Annotated in this window: 14 protein-coding genes; 11 read left to right on the top strand and 3 right to left on the bottom strand. The window is 53.2% G+C overall.

Annotation, left to right across the window (positions count from 1 at the left end; translation table 11 throughout):
* Window positions 1-295 precede the first annotated feature (295 nt).
* The 3 genes from ACZ5EH_RS20555 to gspG all read right to left on the bottom strand — a co-directional run bounded on the left by ACZ5EH_RS20555 (window position 296) and on the right by gspG (window position 7,984).
* Window positions 296-6,589, bottom strand: a complete 6,294-nt coding sequence (locus ACZ5EH_RS20555) for an NHL domain-containing protein (protein ID WP_464275728.1) — start codon at window positions 6,587-6,589, stop codon at window positions 296-298.
* Window positions 6,590-7,029: 440 nt separating this feature from the next.
* A complete protein-coding gene (locus tag ACZ5EH_RS20560) occupies window positions 7,030-7,542 on the bottom strand; it encodes a hypothetical protein (RefSeq protein ID WP_464275729.1) in 513 nt (170 codons plus the stop codon).
* Window positions 7,543-7,546: 4 nt separating this feature from the next.
* Complete coding sequence (gene gspG / locus ACZ5EH_RS20565) at window positions 7,547-7,984, bottom strand: type II secretion system major pseudopilin GspG (RefSeq protein WP_464275730.1); 438 nt, start codon at window positions 7,982-7,984, stop codon at window positions 7,547-7,549.
* A gap of 368 nt (window positions 7,985-8,352) precedes the next feature.
* Between gspG and ACZ5EH_RS20570 the strand changes: the two genes are divergently transcribed.
* The 11 genes from ACZ5EH_RS20570 to ACZ5EH_RS20620 all read left to right on the top strand — a co-directional run bounded on the left by ACZ5EH_RS20570 (window position 8,353) and on the right by ACZ5EH_RS20620 (window position 19,707).
* A complete protein-coding gene (locus ACZ5EH_RS20570) occupies window positions 8,353-9,768 on the top strand; it encodes a GspE/PulE family protein (protein WP_464275731.1) in 1,416 nt (471 codons plus the stop codon).
* A gap of 4 nt (window positions 9,769-9,772) precedes the next feature.
* Window positions 9,773-10,960: a type II secretion system F family protein gene (locus ACZ5EH_RS20575; protein ID WP_464275732.1), complete on the top strand. Its 1,188-nt coding sequence runs from the start codon at window positions 9,773-9,775 to the stop codon at window positions 10,958-10,960.
* 14 nt (window positions 10,961-10,974) lie between these two features.
* Window positions 10,975-11,481 carry a prepilin-type N-terminal cleavage/methylation domain-containing protein gene (locus tag ACZ5EH_RS20580; protein WP_464275733.1) on the top strand — a complete coding sequence of 169 codons (507 nt, stop codon included), beginning with the start codon at window positions 10,975-10,977 and terminating at the stop codon, window positions 11,479-11,481.
* The gene (locus tag ACZ5EH_RS20585; protein ID WP_464275734.1) at window positions 11,478-11,858 is read left to right on the top strand and encodes a prepilin-type N-terminal cleavage/methylation domain-containing protein; all 381 of its coding nucleotides are present in this window, start codon (window positions 11,478-11,480) and stop codon (window positions 11,856-11,858) included. Before ACZ5EH_RS20580 ends, ACZ5EH_RS20585 begins: the two co-directional genes overlap by 4 nt.
* Before the next feature lie 17 nt (window positions 11,859-11,875).
* Window positions 11,876-12,517, top strand: coding sequence for a PulJ/GspJ family protein (locus ACZ5EH_RS20590; RefSeq protein ID WP_464278339.1), 642 nt, complete (start codon window positions 11,876-11,878; stop codon window positions 12,515-12,517).
* Complete coding sequence (locus ACZ5EH_RS20595; protein ID WP_464275735.1) at window positions 12,514-13,278, top strand: hypothetical protein; 765 nt, start codon at window positions 12,514-12,516, stop codon at window positions 13,276-13,278. The genes ACZ5EH_RS20590 and ACZ5EH_RS20595 overlap by 4 nt, the downstream gene beginning before the upstream one ends.
* A complete protein-coding gene (locus ACZ5EH_RS20600; RefSeq protein WP_464275736.1) occupies window positions 13,278-14,642 on the top strand; it encodes a PilN domain-containing protein in 1,365 nt (454 codons plus the stop codon). The genes ACZ5EH_RS20595 and ACZ5EH_RS20600 overlap by 1 nt, the downstream gene beginning before the upstream one ends.
* Window positions 14,639-15,292 carry a hypothetical protein gene (locus ACZ5EH_RS20605; protein WP_464275737.1) on the top strand — a complete coding sequence of 218 codons (654 nt, stop codon included), beginning with the start codon at window positions 14,639-14,641 and terminating at the stop codon, window positions 15,290-15,292. Before ACZ5EH_RS20600 ends, ACZ5EH_RS20605 begins: the two co-directional genes overlap by 4 nt.
* Before the next feature lie 215 nt (window positions 15,293-15,507).
* On the top strand, window positions 15,508-17,475 hold the full coding sequence (gene gspD / locus ACZ5EH_RS20610; protein WP_464275738.1) for a type II secretion system secretin GspD: 1,968 nt from the start codon (window positions 15,508-15,510) through the stop codon (window positions 17,473-17,475).
* A gap of 443 nt (window positions 17,476-17,918) precedes the next feature.
* Complete coding sequence (locus tag ACZ5EH_RS20615) at window positions 17,919-19,079, top strand: tyrosine-type recombinase/integrase (RefSeq protein WP_464275739.1); 1,161 nt, start codon at window positions 17,919-17,921, stop codon at window positions 19,077-19,079.
* Between the two features lie 385 nt (window positions 19,080-19,464).
* Window positions 19,465-19,707 (top strand): helix-turn-helix transcriptional regulator, encoded by a 243-nt coding sequence (locus ACZ5EH_RS20620; protein WP_464275740.1) that lies wholly within the window; start codon window positions 19,465-19,467, stop codon window positions 19,705-19,707.
* The last annotated feature ends 460 nt before the right edge of the window (window positions 19,708-20,167 follow it).

Below are 20,167 nucleotides of genomic sequence, written 5' to 3' on the forward strand. Positions count from 1 at the left end.
AAATACCATCACTGTACAAATTGTTTACCCAACAAATTACGTGTTTGTTGTATTTTTTAACAACATAAACCATACAATTTCACAATTAAATAAAATATAAGTAAAAACTTAGCATTTCTTTTTAAGTATCTTCATTAATAGAATATATGAGTTAACTCCGAACACAACAAGTCCAAGAACAGAATAAGCCCGACGTCCTATACTATAATCAAAGTCATTAGATAAAATGATCAAAAGAAGTTCCCTTGCAAAATATATAGAGAGAAAAATACACAACACAAATAAAAATATTTTTTTAATCATAAAGTATTATTTTCCTTGTATTCGGCACATCTCTTCTTTGTGTATTTCTTACATTTTCAAGTTCGCTCTGCATTTTTTTCTTACTTTTTTTCCACTGCTCAGCATTCCGTTCAGCATCCATTTGACCTAACATAAGCATCAAAGATATGTTTATTGGAGTTTCTACCGGTGTTATAGCATTAATACACACAGATATTTCTCTATTTAAACATTCAAAAAAATTACACATTCTAGACTGCAAATCTACTACTGACTCTCTACTATCCAAATACGTATTATATATATAAGCTTGTCTAGTAGCCTCTTCAATAGCCTCACTTTGCGCCTTCACATCAGAGCTAAAACCAAATTGTCGCGCTATACTAACACCTTCAAAACCAACTGGGTCAATAAATACAATTGGATTAGTGAAACAATACCCATACAGATCACTATCACCCCCACTAAATCCAATCGGATCCTTGGCAGTCCATCTCCCTACTTCGGCGTCATAATCGCGGTACCCAAAACGCACCAGTCCGGTGTCGGCATCGTACAATCCCCCAGCGAAACCGAAGGGCACCTCAAGCGCAGGGTTGGAGTCTTCCAGGACGTTGCCGAAGGAGTCGTAGCTCACGGTTTTTACCACCGCGCCATTGGCATCGGTTACGACCCGTAGGCTGCCTACCTGATCGTAGGCCAAGTAAAAGCGTTCGCCGCTGCTTGTCATTGCCACGGGCAAACGGCCGTCGGCGTAGTTGAAGCGGGATTTCAAAGAGCCGTCGGCGTTGAAGACAGCCAGGAGGCGTGTGCGCCCCAGCCAGAGATATTTCTCAGTAATCTGGCCGTCGATCTTTTTGGCGACGCGGCGGCCAAGGGCGTCATTTTCGTACTCCACCAGGCGGCCGTCGGGCAGGTGCACAGAGAGCAGCTCGCCCGTGGAGACATAGGCATACTGCGTGACGTCTGAGTCGGTGGCCTTGGTCTGCAGGAAGCCGTCAGCGTCGTAGGTGTAGCTGGTGTCGCCGGCGCTCAGCAGGCGGTGGTCCTCGGCATAGGTGTAGGCTTTGTCCGCCACCCCGCGCAGGGCGTTGGTCTCCAGGCTACGCGCGCCGTTTTCGCCGTAGGCATACGACTCCACAACCGCTCCATTCAGCGTGACGCCAGTCAGTCGCCCCAAATCGTCATAGGTATATTCGTAAAGCTTTGCAACGCCGTCAAGCACTTCCTGCTTGCTGGTGATGCGGCCGGCGGCATCGCGCTCCACACTCCAGGAAAATGCGGCGTTTCCACCGACGGTGACGCTCGCCCCTGCCTGTTCACCGTATTCGGAGAACGTGCGGGATTGCGCATAGTCGCCGTCTTGCACACTCAGGGGCAGGCCATTGTCCGCATCGCGTGCGATGGTGAAATCGCCGGATTGGATGAGCAGGCCGTCGTCGTCATAGGTATAGAACACTGAGATATCAGCATAATCCATGATAGCAACGTCAAAATCGCTGTTGTATGCGAATCCGAGAGATTGCTCCAGACTGCCGCTCTGCGTAACGGACGTGATAAGCGAGCCGTCGTAGGCGAAGGACATGCTTTCAGCATCTCTGGTGATGGATTCCACCTTTGCGCTGCAGGAATAGGTGTATTCAATCTCACCTTCCGGCGTGCTGACGCTCTTTAGCACGCCGTCGCCGTAGGTATTCACGATCTCACGGCCGGAAGGCATGACAACGCGCGCCAGGCGACGGTCCAGATCGTAATAATAGTGGTACTCCGTAGCGGCTTTGTTTGCTTCCGTGGGCGCTTCGTAAAGATTGTTATAATCCACGGCGTTGTAGCCAAAGGTGTGCACCGACGCGCCGGGCACGGTGATGGTACTCAGATTTCCATTAAGATCATACGTAAAGTCAATGTTCGATCCATCGGGACGGGCGATGCCTGTCCGCCGTCCGTCAGCGTCATAGGTAAAGGTTGTGACTCTGCTAAGTGGATCCGTTACCGAAGCCAGATTGCCTTTATCATCGTAGGCATAGCTCAAGGAGCGTTCGCCCGTGGCGACGCTGGTCAGCCGGCCGCGGGCGTCGTAGCCGTAGGTGGTCTCCAGCAGGCCGGGCACTGTGGCGCGTTGGGGCAAGAGCGTTGCGGGGTCATAATACTGCGTGCTGGAGCGCCCTTCCGGGGTGGTAACGGTGACGGCGCCAGCCGCTACGTTATCCTCGGTGGTCGTGGGTTTGCCATTGAGGGAGGTAATGCGCTGGATCAGGTCGTAGGTGCTGTCGCCATCCTCGTCGAGGTAGGTGACGGCGCTTTCGGTCACGCTGGCCAGGCCGCTTTCCGTGGAGGCCACGCGTCGCGCCACGTAAGGCTGGTTGTATTCAGGATCAAGGGCGTAATCCACGTCCAAAATGGTGCCGCAGGAGAGCTCCTTGTGCACGTGGAGTTCGTCCTGACTGCGCCAGTATTCGGTAACGCCCCCGTCGGGCGTGGTGATGGTGGATTCCAGAGCGCCGGCCGCGTTGCGGTCCAGATAGGTGGTCTGCTGCCCCTCTGCGGAGAGTACGCTGGTGAGCAGCCCCTGCGTGGTGCGCTGCTGCTCGTATTGCCAGTGCCCGCCGGCCGGATCGTAGGCGTCGGTTACATGGCCGTACTCGTTGTATGTATAGGTGTAGTCGCTGCCCTTGGGATCGGTGAAGGCGGTGAGCAGGCCTGTGGCGTCGTAGGTGAAGGCGTAGACCTGCCCTTCCGGATAGGTGATGGCTGTGAGATTGCCGGTCGCATCGCACGTGAGGGCCGTTTCAATACCGTCCGGCGAGATGATGGCGGTTGGTGTGCCATCGGCCGCACGGTGGATCTCGATGCGGTTGCCAAAGGTATCCACCTGGGCGATGAGGCGCCCCGCGTCGTCATATTCGAAACTGCGCAGGGTAACGCCGGTGGCAAGGTCTATGGTGCGCAAATGGCGGCCATTGGCAGCGACAATATGCCCCGTGCCGTCGTCATCCGGAAACAGGAGCTGCCCGGCGGCTAAAAGGGAGCGGACGGAGTTGGATTGCTTTACGCGCCCCGTGGAAACATTACAAAATGTGTGGGTATTAAAGGCGAGGGAACCATCCGGGGCAATATCCATTGCATATGGACCGTCATAGCAACCTTTAGCCGTAGTGGCAGCTTTGCCGGTTTCAAAAGTCTCGCAAACCGTTCCTGGTGCACAGCCCATAACCGTTGTGATTGTGCCATCAGGAAGAACTTTCCGCACACGGTCCGTCCCCCAAATTTCAGACACATATACCAAACCGTCATCATCAACAGTAATTGCGTCAGGGTGATACAGCGGGGTCTCGGTAGCCAGCCCACCATCATAAGCATCGCGACTTTCTCCTGGAACACCAGCAACGACACTTGTCATTCCATCTGGAGTAATTTTATGCACTGCATTTGTCGACAAGGAAGATACATAAATATTACCATATTTATCAATATCGATATCAGTGAGATATGACAGATGGGCTTCGAGAGCTGGGCCATTCAAGTTTTCCAGTTTATCCGCATATCTATTCCACATATCCCCAGTACCGGCAATGGTGGTGATAATACCGTTGGTATCGATTTTACGGACTCTATGGCTTGTCCATTCTGCAAGATAAATATTGCCTTGCTGATCAATCGCAATTTTCGCATCTGACATAATTGCGGCGTCCGTAGCAGGGCCATTATCGCCCGAGTAACCGGATTCTCCCGTGCCCGCAACGTGGCGTAAAATCCCATCGTTATCAACTTTAAGAACATAAACCGGGGCGATGGTCAAAAAGTACACCGCATTATCACTATCAAGAGCAACATCGCCCGGAATCGGTAATGACGCTTCAACAGCTGGGCCATCCAAACCCGTAAGCTCATCGCCTTCATGACCACCAGCTACAATGACAGGAGCCTCGTCCTTGTCTGGATTAAACCTCATAACCGCAGATGGGCTCAAATACCAATTGGTATAATAGTAATCGCCATTGCTCGCCACAGCCATACCTTCTGTGTGTTCACCCAAATTCCACAGCTCATACACAGCGGTCGTCGTCTCCAGCGTACCGCCATCTCCTTTGAAAAGACTATTGGGATTTGTTGGATTCAGGCTATGGTGCGTACTAAGTGTCCAGTTATTTCCTGCGTCGCTTTTGTTTACCGGATTACTCTGCATACTGACTTCGTAAGAACTCCAAAGTGTATAATCCGCCCGCGTGTACACCTTTGTAGGACTGAGCCCAGGCATGGCAAAAGCAAAGGGCGTATCCGCAGGCACAGCGAAATACGCATTATACACATAGCCCACTCGAACATGAGCTGTAGCATTAGGCGCAGGATTACCATACTGGTCCAAACCATCCCAAGCATACGTTTCTGTAAGATTCGTCTCAGGGGCATAACTACGCGTAAAGACCTTGCCCGCCACTTCAACTTTGAGCTTTATCTCTTTACAGGGTTCCGGCAAAGAGTCGCCACTTAAAGGGATCTCGATGGTCTGTTGGTATCCTTCGGCACGGTCGCTCGCATAATGCAGGGAGACATCCGTACCCGGAATGGCCACATCTTTGTGGTACACTTGGTCACGGTGTGAAATATAGGAACCGACCTTGTTTTTGCATGGGTTACAATCCGGGGGCGGGGTACCGGCTGCAGGCTTGGCTGCCCCATCTGGGAGCATAGCCGGATAATTGCAGTCAAAAGATGTAAAATGCGGCAGCATGGCGCGCATATATGTCGCGCCCAGGGTGGCGTTCTCCTGCCCCTGCACTTCATCGGTAAGGATGCCGTCGCCATCCAAGTCGTCTGCTTCTCCATCCCCCGTGGCGTCCAAAGCATCCACCTGTCCATCGCCGTCCGTATCCAGCAGTTGCACGATGATACCGTTCTGCACGGGAACCCAGGCGGCTTTGTCGCGGTCATAGAACCCTACGGGCACAGGTAGCCCAACGTCGAAGCCGAGAAAATTGTCAATCCATGCAGCCACGGGGGCGCTGAACTGCACTTCGTCAGCCTCATCCACACTGAATTCCGCGCACCAGGTAAATGCGCTGGTGGGAGGCAGCATGGCCGGCATGGACGCAAGCGTCGGAAACTCGCTGGCGCGCACCGTAAAGGACGTGAGCTCGGTTTCGCTGCCGTCATCATTCACCTTGTAAGCCTTGACATCGCCAGGAAAGACAAGGGTAACGCCCCTTGTTCCCGCATCGTCGGTAACGGGCGTACTCTGGTGCACGGCAACGGTGGCCGAGTTGCCGTCCGGAATGATGGTCGTTGCCGCGGTATCAAAGGGAACAAGCGCCACCGTGTCGAGCACGGTGATGTCGTTCCAGGAGACTTCGCTTTTTCGCTGTGATTCAATAAATCCATCCTTAGTAAAGCGCAGCGTGACTGTGCCACCGCCCTCCAACGGCATGGAGTAATCGCCGGTTTCATCCGTATACGCCGTACCGTAAAGCGCTTCGGCACCCTGCACCGTAACGGCGACGTCGGCCAGTGGCTGGCCATTGAGATCGGTTATATGCCCTGTTACAAGGGCGAAGCGCGACGCGTCATAGGCGCCGATGCTCGCGTCGGGCGGAATCAGGTCTTCATAGGTCTGGCCAAAGGATTCCTCAGGTTGCGGCTCTACGGCGGCCTGAACGTCGATGGAGACCGAGGCGGTGGCATCGCCCCCTGGGCCCGTGGCAGTGAGGGTGTACACGGTATTGCGCGTGGGAGAGACGGTGGCCGTGCCCGTAGCATCTACCACGCCCAGGCCGGGGGAGATATTTACGCTATCCGCATGCTCCGTACTCCAGGTGAGCTCCGCTGATTCGCCGTAGGTGAGGGTTTCGGCCGAGGCGCTAAGGGAGGCAGTGGGAACGAAAATCTCCTCGCCCACTAGGATTTCAATGCGAATCTTGGCTCCCTTGTCGCCACGCAGATAAAGCAGTGAGCTGTTGCGCTTATTGCTTCTGAGAGTAATTTCTTGTTCATATATTTCGTCGTTGCTACGGCAGAAATCGCGAAAGCCATTCATCCAGTCTTCATTAAAGAGCAGCAAAGAGCCTCTAATATCCTTATCCGGCGTAAGGCGGGTGACGCGCAAGGTTGCTGTTTCATCGGCGCTGTGGCTGAAGCTGTCATACGCGACGAGGAGGTGCAGCCACCCTATGGCGTACTCCTTGCTGAAGACCGTTGTCTCTCCGGAGATGGCAGGATCAGGAGTGGTTTCGGCGTGCGGGGCGGCAAGAAAAACAACACCGCCAAAGAACAGGACCAGGGCTGTAAGCAAGACGAAGGCACGGTTTCGCACAATGAACTCCTGGAGAATGAGGTAAACTTCTGAATAAATATTGCTCAACTAATAATTGTATTGCAATGCAATTTTATTTTTTGCAACTAATAAATTTATTGATGAATATTAAAATACAATATATTACATAATTATTGATCATTTTTATTCCGTCACCCAAGTAGAATATCTATGAGTAGTGACTAGCTAAGGGCACGTTTTCATAATACATTCATCACAATATTAGACACCGTCCAAAACTCAGACATACTGCATACTAAATCCACACGACATTTAGATACAAAAGCACTTCAAAAAGTATTCGTATTATCCATTGTGATACTTCAGGAGGGATATTCTAAAAAAGGATACTCTTCAGTAAGCGCGTTTCTCAATATGGAAGTGTATTTTCACGGCACAAGCAATATCTAGCATTTGGTCAAATCTGAATATTTTTAAACTTATGGCAAATTTTTTGCTGCAGCTTCGGGAGTATCTGATTTGTATAATTCCAGCTGAACGGTTTTGCCAGTACGGGTAACAACAACGTAATCCGGCGTCACGGACTTGAGCAGAACCTCTCCTGCCCGTTCCCCCTCTTTAAGTACGAGCACCGTAACATCACGTGAGGCAGCGCGCCCCCCACGAGGCGCCCTGCCATGAGAGTTGCGGCCAGAAGTAGAGCGGCGAGCCTTGTCCGACGGATCCGGCAGCAGGCGAGAATGAATAGACAGCAACGCCCATCGTTGTTCCCCGTGGATGCTGACACCCAGGAGTTTCACGGCGTCATCATCAAACGCCAAATCCGGGGTTGGCTGCTTAACATCTGGCTTTACGGCCTGCTCCGGCCTTCTGGATGGAGAAAAGAGATTGCGTTTCACAATGACAGGGTCAGCTGCACATCCCACATGAACAAGACATCCCAGCAACATGATCCAGGTGCACATCATAGCGAACCACAGGTAAAGTCGCATGGACTCATTCCCAACTGCTTATGTCCGCGTCTTCACCCTCTCCACCGGGCTGTCTGTCCGCCCCGTATGAGAAGAGGTCAAAGTCACCGTGTTCCCCCGGGCTTCTATAGCGATAAGGCTCCCTCCAGGGATCTAGAGGGACATTGTCTTTTCTGAGATAAGGGCCTGTCCACCCTACTGCATTCTGCGTGGGCTTTTCTACCAGCACGATAAGCCCCTGGCTGGTGGTGGGATACTCCCCAATATCCAGTCGGTAGGAATCCAGGGCTGCGGCCAACTGTTCGATCTGAGCCTTGGCGGTAGTGGCCTTGGCCTTGCCCAATCGACTGAACAACTCCGGCCCCACCAGACCAGCGAGCAACCCAACAATAACAACAACAATGAGTATCTCTATAAGTGTAAACCCAGACTGCTTCAGCTGTAAGATTTTATTGCTTTTCATGTTTTATCTCCCTAAAATTTGACAAATATAGCACTTATAAATACAAATCAACCATTGAAAGTTCACCAACTCTTGGCACAATAATGAAGCTAACATCACTTTTCCGCCAGGTTCCAGGGAACGCACCATCTGCAGAAACTTCTTTTGAAGAAGCTTATTTTATTGAGGGAGTTCCGTTGTCAAAAGCACTGACACTTCAACCCGACATGCGAGAGGAAGAGCTGCTTAGCCGCCTCTCAAAACAGTGCGGTCTACCGCTATTGCGACGAACGGAGCACCCGACAGAGGGGTACCCCCTACACGCAATTTCAATAGATTTTTTGAAGAAACAATCAATACTCATTGCTGCCGACTCTCACGGGCCTGTAGTGATTGTGAACGACCCTTTCGATATAGGCGCACTGCAGTCTGTACTGCGCGTGATTGCGGATCAGCGTAGAAATGACGACGGAGCCGCTCCCCCTCGACTGGCCATTGGCCTGCGCGAAGAAATCGCCATGACCATCGAGCATCTTTACCCATCGCAGGAAGAGGAAGCACCCGAGGATGCGTATCAATCAGCCACCAGTCTGGATACGAAGGAACTGGAGAAGCTTGAAAGCCTAGCCAAGGAAGCGGGCATTGTGCGCAAGGTGGACTACCTCATCAACCAAGCTCTTGATTCACGAGCATCCGACATCCACTTCGAACCACTTGAAGACTGCCTTTTCGTGCGCTGTCGCATTGACGGCATCCTCAAACCGCTGGACAGAATCCCAATGGCGCAACAACCAGCGATCATCAGTCGCATCAAACTCATGGCCAGTCTGGACATAGCCGAACGCCGACTTCCCCAGGACGGTTCCATCGCATGGAAATCTTTGGGTAGACGTGTAGATATCCGGGTCGCCACTTCACCCACCCTGTTCGGTGAAAGCGTGGTTCTCCGGCTGTTGGAAAAGGACCAGACCGCATACCACGTGGATTCGCTGGGACTGACCGAGGAACAACGTTCGCTTTTCGTGGGTACCCTGTTCAAGCCCCATGGCATGATCTTCGTTACGGGACCCACCGGCTCCGGCAAGACCACAACGCTGTACGCCGCCCTGACGGAATTATGCGACGACAGCCGCAAAATAATCACCGTGGAAGATCCTGTGGAATACCAGGTTCCTGGTGTGAATCAGGTTCAGGTTAATCCACGCATAGGACTGACGTTTGCCAGCGCCCTGCGCTCATTTCTGCGCCATGATCCAGACGTACTTCTGGTGGGTGAAGTCCGAGACCAGGAGACTGCGAGAATCGCCATCGAATCCGCGTTGACCGGCCACCTCGTGCTTTCCACCCTGCACACGAAGGATGCGCCAACAGCCATCACGCGGTTACGGGATCTGGGCGTCGAGCCCTTTCTCATTGCCGATTCCCTGCTGCTTGTCGCCGCACAGCGCCTAGTTCGCGTGCTGTGCCCGTTTTGTAAAACCGCAATCCCGATTACCGAAGGTGAAAAAAAATCGTTGGCCGAAATCCTTAGCCTCGAACAATGCCCTGAGACGCTGTACGCACCTGCTCCGGAAGGATGCGAACACTGCGGGCATACCGGGTGGTCCGGCCGGGAAGGTATTTTCGAATTCATTCCCATCGGCGATGCACTCCGTTCGGCTATCACCATCGGGAAGGACGCTGGAGAAATCGCCCGCATCGCAACGCGACACGCTTACGCCCCCATGCGTGCATATGGTTTGCGCAAGGCGCTTGAGGGCGTCACGACCCTGGCGGAAGTCCTGCGCGTGACGAGCATCGAGTAGCCCGATGCCGCGTTTCAGTTACAAAGCATTGGCGCGAGACGGCTCCAAGGCCGTCGGCGAGCTCGAAGCCGGGGGCCGACAGGAAGCCATCAGGACACTGAAAGCCAAAGGGCTACATCCTTTGGACGTGCGCCAGCGCAACGCATCCGGGGGACGACTTCCCAACCAAAAACACGTGGTCCAATTTCTGGAGGATATCGCCGGGCTCGTGGATTCGGGCATTGCCATTGACAGAGCGCTTCATCTGGCCACCAGCCAGACAGAAGATCCCATACTTGCGCGGGCAGGACGGGAAATGGCCAACAGTGTACACAAGGGCAATTCTTTTGCTCAGGCAATGGAATCCTATACAGACTACTTCGGCCCCGCTGCCTCACCCCTTGTGCGCGCTGGAGAAGCCGCAGGCCGACTTGCCGCAACCCTGGAAGAGTTGGCGTGCTCCAGGCGCGCGGAACTCGCATTCCGCAAGGCCTTTATCGCCAGCCTCGTTTACCCCGCGCTGCTCTGCATCATGAGCCTGCTGACCCTGGCGGTCATGATCTTTTACGTGATGCCCAACTTCGCCCTGGTCTTTGATTCCGTGGACGTCACCCCACCCGCCGGAGTCAGTTTTCTTCTAGCCGTGGGGGACATGGCCAGAGGCTGGTGGTGGCTGCCCCTGTCATTACTGTTGACTTTTTTGCTTGCCATCAGATTTGGGAACCTCGAGCATAAGGCCAAAAAACGACTCGATGGCATACTTCTGCATGCTCCACTACTGGCGGACATCACACTCGCTCAAGGCCTGGGGCGCTACTTTTCCACATTAGGGCAATTGCTCGCAGGGGGCGTACCTCTTGTTACCGCTCTTTCCCTGTCACAACGAGCCACCGGCAACAAGGTACTCTACGATCGCCTGGCCCCGGCCGTGAGTGAAGTTAAAATCGGCCGCCCGCTTTCCACATATTTTTCAAAAAACAGCTTCTTTCCAAAACGCGTCGCCAATCTGCTGCGCATCGCCGAAGAACAGGGCGCCCTGGACAAGGGGTGCGCCACACTTGGGGCGCGTTTTCTGGACGACACGAAATCCGCCCTGACCCGGCTGGGGGCCTGGATAGAACCCGTGGTCATCATTGCCACCGGCCTCATCATCGGCGTCGTGGTCATTGGCATGTTCAGCACCATCGTTTCTGTGACGAACGTGGATTTCTGAGTGAGGTGGTAACGGTGAAAGGAAATTCACGCGGATTTACCCTGCTCGAAATGCTCATCGTGCTGGCGCTGGTAGCTGCGGCGGCAGGTATGGTCACCATGCGAATGACACGTCAGGAAGAATTGCTTTTTTTACGCAGAACAGTTTTAGCCTTGCAACAGGCAAGAATGCAGGCCATGCAACAACTTATGCTGGCAAAACTATTCATCAATACCGACACCCTAACGGCGGAATGCGATGAATGGCGCAAACAAATAGATATTCCGGAGCACACGGTTCTCCGCATGGCATCCGCCGATGCTCAGGAAAAAAACTCCCGCTCAGAGAAACAGGCCTCCATTTCGGTAACCCTTCATTCGGATGGTTCGGCAACATTTATGGAACAGGAATCTGAGCCTACCGCCCCTGGCAAGGCCCTCGAGGTGGTGTTCGGAACAGACCGAATTTATCACGTACGAATCCATCCCTTTGATGGTGTCCGTTGCACACGGTTCTCCCTTGAGGATGGAGCCAGACAATGAGCATGACAACTTGGAAGCCTGCCGGCGATAAACATATGCAACAAGCTGGATTCTCGTTGTTAGAGGCGCTGGTGGCTCTGGCTATTGCGTCCGTGGTTGTCGGTGGTGTGGCTGCTGTCCACAGTGCCCAAGCGGATGCGGCAAAGAGAATGACAGCCAAAGAATATGAACTCGCTGTAGCGGAAAGCGCAATGCAGGCCCTGTTTTCCGGAGTCTCCTCTTTACGGCAAGGCGCTATGGCTGTGAAATACCTTGAGAGCACTCCGGAAGTTACAGTGCGCTACGATGTCGTAGCCTCTGATCATAACCGCTCTCTGGTCAGAATAACAGTGGTGTATGGCAACACGTCTTTGGAAAGTAGCCTATTGCTTTATTGAAGGATCCAGTGACTACCATGCACACGCGCCATAACGCCGGATTCACCCTCATGGAAGCTTTGGTTGGCATCGCCATTGCTGGCCTTGTTCTTTCCATGCTTGGGGCGACCTTCCATTTTTCCATCGAGGAATGGCGGCGGGAGCAACAACGTGACAACGGTGGCGTCCGAGCCGCAGTACGTCTGCTGACTGCACAACTCGCCTCCTATGATCCCGTGGCGCAAAGCGGTGATGATGCGCGCTTTCTCGGTCTCCAGGGCACTTCCAGCCAATTGATATTCCCAACCTTCCTTTCTCTACGCTCCTGGCACAATGGGGCTCCCGTGCTTGTCCGTTACGTCTTTAACGACGGGGAAAAGGGCATTTTGCAATACTCGGAAACGTCCCTCGATAGCTTGGTTGCTGCAGACGTGCGCACGTTTCGGATGAACGCATCAGATATTGCGTTCTCTGAAGTAGATATACCGGCGACCATGTTCACCTTTGCCTATGAACGAAGCAAAAACAGGGGGCGCTCCACCGTTTGGGATCGCGCCCCGGAACTGCCTGAAGCTATTATCTGCCGATACCGCGCCCCTGGCGATACAGTCTGGCAAGAAACAGCGCTTTATCCAGGTGCATTCGATTTCCCAGGTCGTGACAGAGGAACGCGGCAATGAAGCATTTACCCTCCTTCCGCGAACAGGGCATGATTCTGTTGCCAGTGCTTATTCTGGCCGCAAGTATAGCGGGCGTTGCAGGAATGGCGGCGCTTGCACGCCATGGAGCATCAAGTGAAGCGCGTATCCGCATCGAAAAAGCCCGTTCGCTCTACTTAGCACAAGGCGGCGCCGCTGAAGCCCTGGCATTAATAGCCGGTCTTGCCTTACAAAATGTGGAAAACCATTTCGACGTTATTCCGACCGTAATCGATTATGATCACGGCGAAGCCTTTTTCACCATCCGTGATACGGCGGCCATGCTCAACGTGAACCGAGCTTCAGAGGATGAATTGTTTGACGTCTTCAGAAACGCAGGCCTGGAGAACCCACGAAAAATAGCAGCAATCATAAGCGACTCCCGCATAAATGGCAGCAATACTCCACACTGGCCTTTGCGCACTTTGGACAGGCTTCTCCTTGTTCCGGGCATGACTCCCGAAATCTTTTTCGGAAGTCATGCGGAATTCCGCACAGCGGAAAATTCCCGCCAAGCTGGCGGCAAGGCAGCGCCACCGCTTCTGAATCTGCTTACGATACACGGAGGGGCAGATCGCAACCTAGATAGATCGCAAAATCCGCCATCATTTTTTGCCAGCCACACCTATCACATTATAGCTATGGGACGAAGTGGTGGCGTAGCATCCATGCTCTGGATCACAGCCCGCAAGGAACTCGCGCACCCGGCAGGAGTTGTCATTCTCCAACGGAGGGTGTTCTGATGATAAGGATTCCACCGTCTTCTTTCTCCAGAACAAGGCGCGTATGCATCGCATGGTGCGGTGCGAAAACCACGCTTTGGTCATGGGGCGAATATAAAGCCGGCGCTTGGAACATAAGCGAACAACAAAATGGTCTCGCTCTTGGCAACGGAGCCTGGGGAGTGCCTCCCTCACTTCAAGGACAGATGGGCTCAGGCAAAACCATAGGTCTTGTGATCCTCGCTCCCATGCATCATGAAACACGTCTGCTCCAATATCCCCGCGCAATGGGCAAACGCATGGCAAGCGTTCTTGAATTCGATGTGCCGGAGCATTCTCTGCGCTTGGCTGAGAATCTGATTTATTTCCATAAACCGATTCTGCACAAATCAATGCTCACGGTATCGTTTCATGCCATGGAGCGTTCACTCTACGAAACGATTCAGCAGACTTTATTGGCGGCCGGCATGACAAAAACCCATGTCGTGCCTGATGTTATTCTTATTCCGGAAATATGGGCCAAACTTTGTCCATGCACACCAAACGGCGTGCTGACCGGTTATACACAGCACCATTTTCTTGCCTATTCAGTTACTCAAAAGGCTGTCGCCGAAGCCCTTTCTATTAACGAAATCGGCCCAATAGCAAATCTGTGGGAGATAAAAACAAGAGAACGCGCCAGCCTAGTCCCCATGCTGCATTTGGTCGAACGAGGCGAACCAGAGGGCCTTCCTGCTTCGGGAGAAAAGAAACCCCAACCGCATGTCAATGGTGCTCGTCAAGCGTGCCTCCTTGCAACCTGGCCAGAGATGCTAGCACATGAAGCCTTGCTGGCTGATCCAGTACAAGGTTTTACAGGACAATTCCGCCTAACACCTAAACGACCATCATTGCCGGCACTCACGGCAGCAGCCCTTATTCTGTTACATGTGTTAGCCTTTACCGCTCTCTATAAATACCGCGGATTCAAACAGGAAATGCTGCATGCCGTCTCAACGGCCGTATCCGAAATGCGCAGTGCTTGGGCCCCCTTAGAGGCGCAAGGCAGGTGGATAAATAGCATGGAGGCCATGGAGCGTGCGCTTGCGGGGTTTGAGGAAAAAGCAGTTCCGGTCGAATCCCTGCTTTCGCTGTTGACGCGAGTCACCCCGCAAGACACTTGGTTACGCGAATTGTGTCTCGAGGGCACTCAATTGACTGTGGCAGGCGAAGCATCAGAAGCCCTTGCTTACCGCAACACACTGACTGCCCTCCCCCCCTTCCATGACGTACAGTTCACCGGCAACGTCACCAAGGCCAAGGATCAGGCCAAGGAGCGATTTACTCTTGTCCTGAAAGTGGATGGCCAGGCCTTGCGTTCCATGAGGCAAGGGAACGCGCCATGAACAACGGCTCCCCCCTCATCCAAGCCATGCGCCGGGCTCGCAAATGGGGCATTGAGAAAACATCCCCGTGCCTGCACGCACGTCGCAAGGGGGTGTATACACTGCTTGCAGTTTCGCTGGCATTGCTTTGCATCGATGCAATTTTCCTATTTCCTCTGGCCAAGGATATCGTTGACATTGAAAACTCCATCACCGCCCAGAAAGGATTGGCCGAACGTTATTCTCGTAAAATTGAGCAAACAGAGGCCCGACTTCGTAAACTAGAAGCAACTTCCAGCGCAGACAGCGTCGTTAAAGAACAACTTGCCCGTTTTGCGCGATATGCGACGGATGATGCCGCTATAGAAGATACTGCCACACGTTTCGACGCTGGCTTAACGCGGCTCTCGCCAGGAAATCTGCGCAAGCTCAGCTACCGCCCCCGGCAGGATGCGCAGGAAGGTGATATTGTCCTTGCGACATTTGAATACGAACTGGCTGGTACTATCCAGGGACTGGCCGCACTTCTCGACAAATTGCACACTGCCGAAGCGCCCTTTCTCATCCGGGAATTGTGCATCACAACGACAACACATAACCGCACCCTCCCCTTGCATCTCCGACTGCAGCTTGGCCTGATCAGCGACCTAGGTCAAAGCATCCAACCATGATGGAACTGTTAATGACACGCAAAATAAATACTTTATTACGCACCATACTTATCATCCTTCTGCTAGGCATCCTTATAGTCGGTTGCAGCAAACAGGAGGGCGCTCTTCCAGCAGCAATGCCTATTGCTCCACCAACAGATCAAGCACAAGCGACGCCCGCGGAGCCTCCTCTGTCATCTTCGCTTAAAACTGAGCCGAAGCCACACCGCAAGCGTTTGCCTGGCAAACGCGCAGGCATCCAGTCTGGTGTTATCGGCCCGATCAGAACCACAGGAGGGCGCGGGCAATCGCCATCACTCGAAGCCACTACCCGCAAGGCAAGGGTATTGGCATTCAACCAGGCTCCTATTCCGGAAGTGGCCGCTGCGATATTGGGTAAGGAACTTGGTTTGGAATACACCGTGGCGCCTGAAGTGGATGGAGATATCAGCCTACACATAGAAGGTGATTATGGAGCCGACGAACTATTGCTGCTTTTTGCAGAGGCGCTCGGTGTGTACAGCCTGGATCTTGTTGAACGCGATGGTTTATTCGCGGTGCGCCCTATGCAGGCGGCAGACGGCCTTGAACTGGCTGGCCCTGGAATGACACGGAGTAGCGCGCCTGAGGTGGTGGTTTACCGCTTACGATACGTGGACGCGGAGCAAGCCTCAAAGGTAATCAAAGGATTTTTGGGCAAAGACCGCCCTATTGCTGCATATCCCGGCACAAACGCAGTCGTCTTTGCAGAGCGCCCCTTGGCTGCCAGACGCATAGTTCAATTATTGCGCGCTCTTGACATGAACATCCTTGGCGAAGTCGGTTTCGAGATTGTTCCCCTTGCAGCGGTACCACCTCAGGAAGCCGTGAACCGCCTCAAGGAGATCATTTCCGGCGTTGGACAGTTGAAAGGAAGTGTGGTGGACGCATCAACGGTTTTTGTACCACTGGAGCGGTTGCCAGGCGTATTGGTGATATCGCCCCATCCGGAAGCACTACGTACGGTAAGGCAATGGCTTACCGCTTTAGACGTACACACTGATGCAGCTGGCGATCAGGTAATGGTCTACCACATGGAAAACGGCTTGGCGTCCAAGGTCGCGCCAATTTTACAAGAACTTTTCACTTCTGAATCAAGTAACACGAAAAACTCAATCCCGACTTCATCTGAAAAAAATGAAAACGAACAACCTATAGCTGCCGCTGTGGCAAAAGGCGCCGATCTCTCCGGCTTGGTTGCCGAACTCAGCGGACAGGCTCTGATCATTGCGGATGAAGAAAACAACGCCATTGTCGTTCGCGCGAATGCAGCGGATCTGGTACGCATTCGCGAGGTCATCCAAACCCTAGACATTATGCCCCGCGCCGTGCTCATCAAAATGGTCATCGCCGAAGTCGATCTTTCGGATGAACTCCGCTATGGCGTGGAGTGGTTTCTACGTACCAATAATATTGACTACTTCGGCAGTGCCGCCTTTGATACGGGAACGGGCTTCGACCAGAGTTTCAGCCTCGGCGGCTCAGGCGCCGGGCTTATCCCCGGCGGACTGTCGCTTTTCGCCGGCTCCATCGGCACCTGGGATGATTTCGCGGCTCTGGTGAATCTGCTGGATGCAAAAAACAAAGTGCAAATCCTCTCCACCCCTACCTTGCTGGCCATGGACAACACCGCCGCATCTTTCACTGTTGGCGGGCGGGAACCCACGATTTCACGAGTTTCAAAGGATGCCTCTACAGACTCCTCCATTGTCAACGACATCAGCTATCAGGACACTGGGATCATCTTGAGCGTGACGCCGCACATCAACTCTAGCGGTCTGGTGCGATTGGAGGTGGATCAACGCATCACCAGTGTAAACCCCCAGGCCGTGCCAGGGGTGGATCTCAACACCCCCCGTTTTACTGAGCGCCAACTCAAAACCTCACTTATTGCCCAAAGTGGGGCGACCATGGTTATCGGCGGCATCATCCAGCAAAATGCCACCAAAGCACGCACGGGTGTGCCAATTCTTTCCGACATTCCTGTTCTCAGCTTCTTTGCTTCCACCACCACCAAAGAGCGCAAGCGTACCGAACTGCTCATCGCCGTGACGCCTCATGTGGTTTCTCAAAACTCGGACCCTGTATCCCGTGAATTGATCGACAAACTAGAGCATATGCAGCGCCAAATGGAGCTGGACATGCAGGGAGGGAAGACGGAGTAAGTAATGTCGACACGTACAAAGAGACACATCCTAATTTTTGTATGAGCTTTGAAAAATATCGGCTGCAAATGAAATTTCTTGCGGATGATCTGAATATGAAATCGGTCGGAGATAATGCGTTTCCAGAAAGGCCCTTGTTCTTGGCGTAGGGGCTCAAATGCTTACTATGTGCTTACCAAAGAAAAAAGGCTCACAGTCTCATGTACTGTAAGCCTTGATTTCTTTTGGTAGCGGGGGCAGGATTTGAACCTACGACCTTCGGGTTATGAGCCCATGAACAGTATGTATCACCTATTATCATCTTGTACTATTATCTCTTTAATTTCACCTAGTAACGCTCATTCCGTTTACTCTTGACGACTGCCATTTTTTATGGTTTTGGTTGGGAAAGGTTGGGAAGAGGGTTGGGAAGAGCCCGGCACGATCCCTACCGGGGAGGCCCAATGGCTGCCAGAATCAAGACTGACTATCCCGGCGTATACTATTATATGCAGCCCCGTTTGGGCGGTTCGGGAAAGGAAAAAGTCTATTACGTGGTTTTCAAGTTGGCCGGGAAAGTCCATGAGGAAAAGGCGGGGCGACAATATCAAGACAATATGACCCCGGCCAAGGCCGCCCGCGTCCGCGCAGCCCTTATTGAAGGCAAGCGCGACCTCGCCAAGGTGAAGCGGGCCAAAAAGCAGGCTGCCATAGAGGCCGAGGCTAACCGCCCCACCATCTCCCGTCTGTGGGAGCTTTACAAGGCTGCTCGCTCGAACCTCAAGGGGCTTGTTACCGACGAGAACCGGTTTCAGCGGCATATCGCTCCGAGCTTCGGGGACAATATCCCAGAGGAAATCGATCCGCTGAGCATCGACCGTTTCCGTATCCGCCTCAGCAAAACCTTGACCCCCAAAACCACGGCGAACGTGTTGGAATTGCTCCGGCGCATCATCAACTTTGGCCGGAATCGCGGCCTGTGCGATTCGCGTCTGAAAATCCGGCTACCCAAGGTAGACAATCTGCGAACCGAGGATTTGAGCCCGGAACAGTTGTCCCGGCTCATGGAGGCCCTGGATCGTTCCGAAAATCAGGTCGTAGCGAACATCATGCGCATGGCTTTGTTCAGCGGCATGCGTAAAGGCGAAATCCTAAAGCTCGAATGGCGCGACGTGGATTTCGACCGGGGCTTCATCACCATCCGCGAACCCAAGGGCGGACAGTCTCAAAAGATCCCCATGAACGGCCAGGCCCGAGCCATGCTGGAAGCCTTGCCAAGGAAGTCCAGCTTTGTGTTTCCGGGGCGGGGCGGGGAACAGCGTGTCGAGATCAGGCGCGCCGCTCGGAAGATATGCGATGCCGCTGGGCTGCCCCAAAATTTTCGGCCCATGCATGGCTTGAGACATGCCTACGCCTCTATGCTGGCCAGTTCGGGCAAGGTTGACCTGTACACCCTGCAACGACTCCTGACACACAAGAGCGCTGCCATGACGCAGCGGTACGCGCACCTGCATGACAAGGCGCTCCAACGTGCCGCCGCCGTGGCAGGAGGGCTGATTGACGAGGCCGTGCAGCGGTGTGAATCGGACAACGTTATTTCGCTTGCGGAAAGGAAGCAGCGTTGACAGTGTACGTTTTAGTTTTTCTCGAACAGGATAATAACGTAGGCAGCATTGTTATTAGCTGAAGAGATATGAGGTTTGAAGATCATGTCGAGCATTAGGCAGTGCTCCACGGCGTGTAGCTGCAGAATAGCAAAACACAAAAACGTGTTGGCCGTGATCTTTCATGATACATAGAAAGAGGAAACAGGAAATACAATTGTATGTAGAGAGTGACAATTGACAAACATCTAAAAAAGTTCATTATAGTACATGGACAATATCCAGAGTGTCAGCGCGCATCCCGTGGCGCATTCTCCATGCGAAACCCAACAGCGCCGGAACGCCAGAGAACCCTCGACCGCCGATGCGGTCAGGTTTGGTTTACGGTCTTCGGCGGTTGGTTTTTATGCCCGACTCACCGCCTTGGATGATAGGGCTCGCGGAGTACGCCATGGACAGTATCAAGCTGGTCACTGAACGAGAGGCCGCCGAAATTCTTGGTCTTGCCGTTTCAACCCTTCGTGCACGTCGGTTTAAAATGCTGCCGCCCGAATACATCAAGATCGGGCGGGCGGTCCGCTATGATACCGCCACACTGGTCGCTTACATCGAAAATTGTCGCGTCAAGATCGTGGACCACGAAGAATAGCGCCTACCTCCGTTAGCCCCGTCAGGCTAGCACCTTCTAAGCGCCACCAGGACCTGAATGCTGTTTCTTTCGTGGAGATGCGCCATTGTCACGAGAATCCCGCGATCAGGCCACTGTGGACGAACGATTGCCTGGGGCTTAAAGCCGACCAAAGGGGGCCCTGCCCCTTCGCGTGGCCTAGCAGCCGTATTATCAACCACTCGACTGCGCCACCCTCTTCAGGCATGTCGTTCGCTCCTCCTTGGAGCTTGTTGAGCACAACCAAACTTTTGCGGCACCTTTCTTATACCCCTCCGGTCTACTACCCCTATTGCACTCTGTGGGACATAGCCCAGTTCTGGAGGGTAGACGACATGGGGGTCGCCCTTCAGAACAAATTCAACAACTCGCCGGATGCTCAGAAAAATCTCCGTGATCCTCTGCCACCTTGGCCGGGATTCAGGAAAGCCAAACCAAGCAC

Source organism: Desulfovibrio biadhensis (assembly GCF_055388615.1).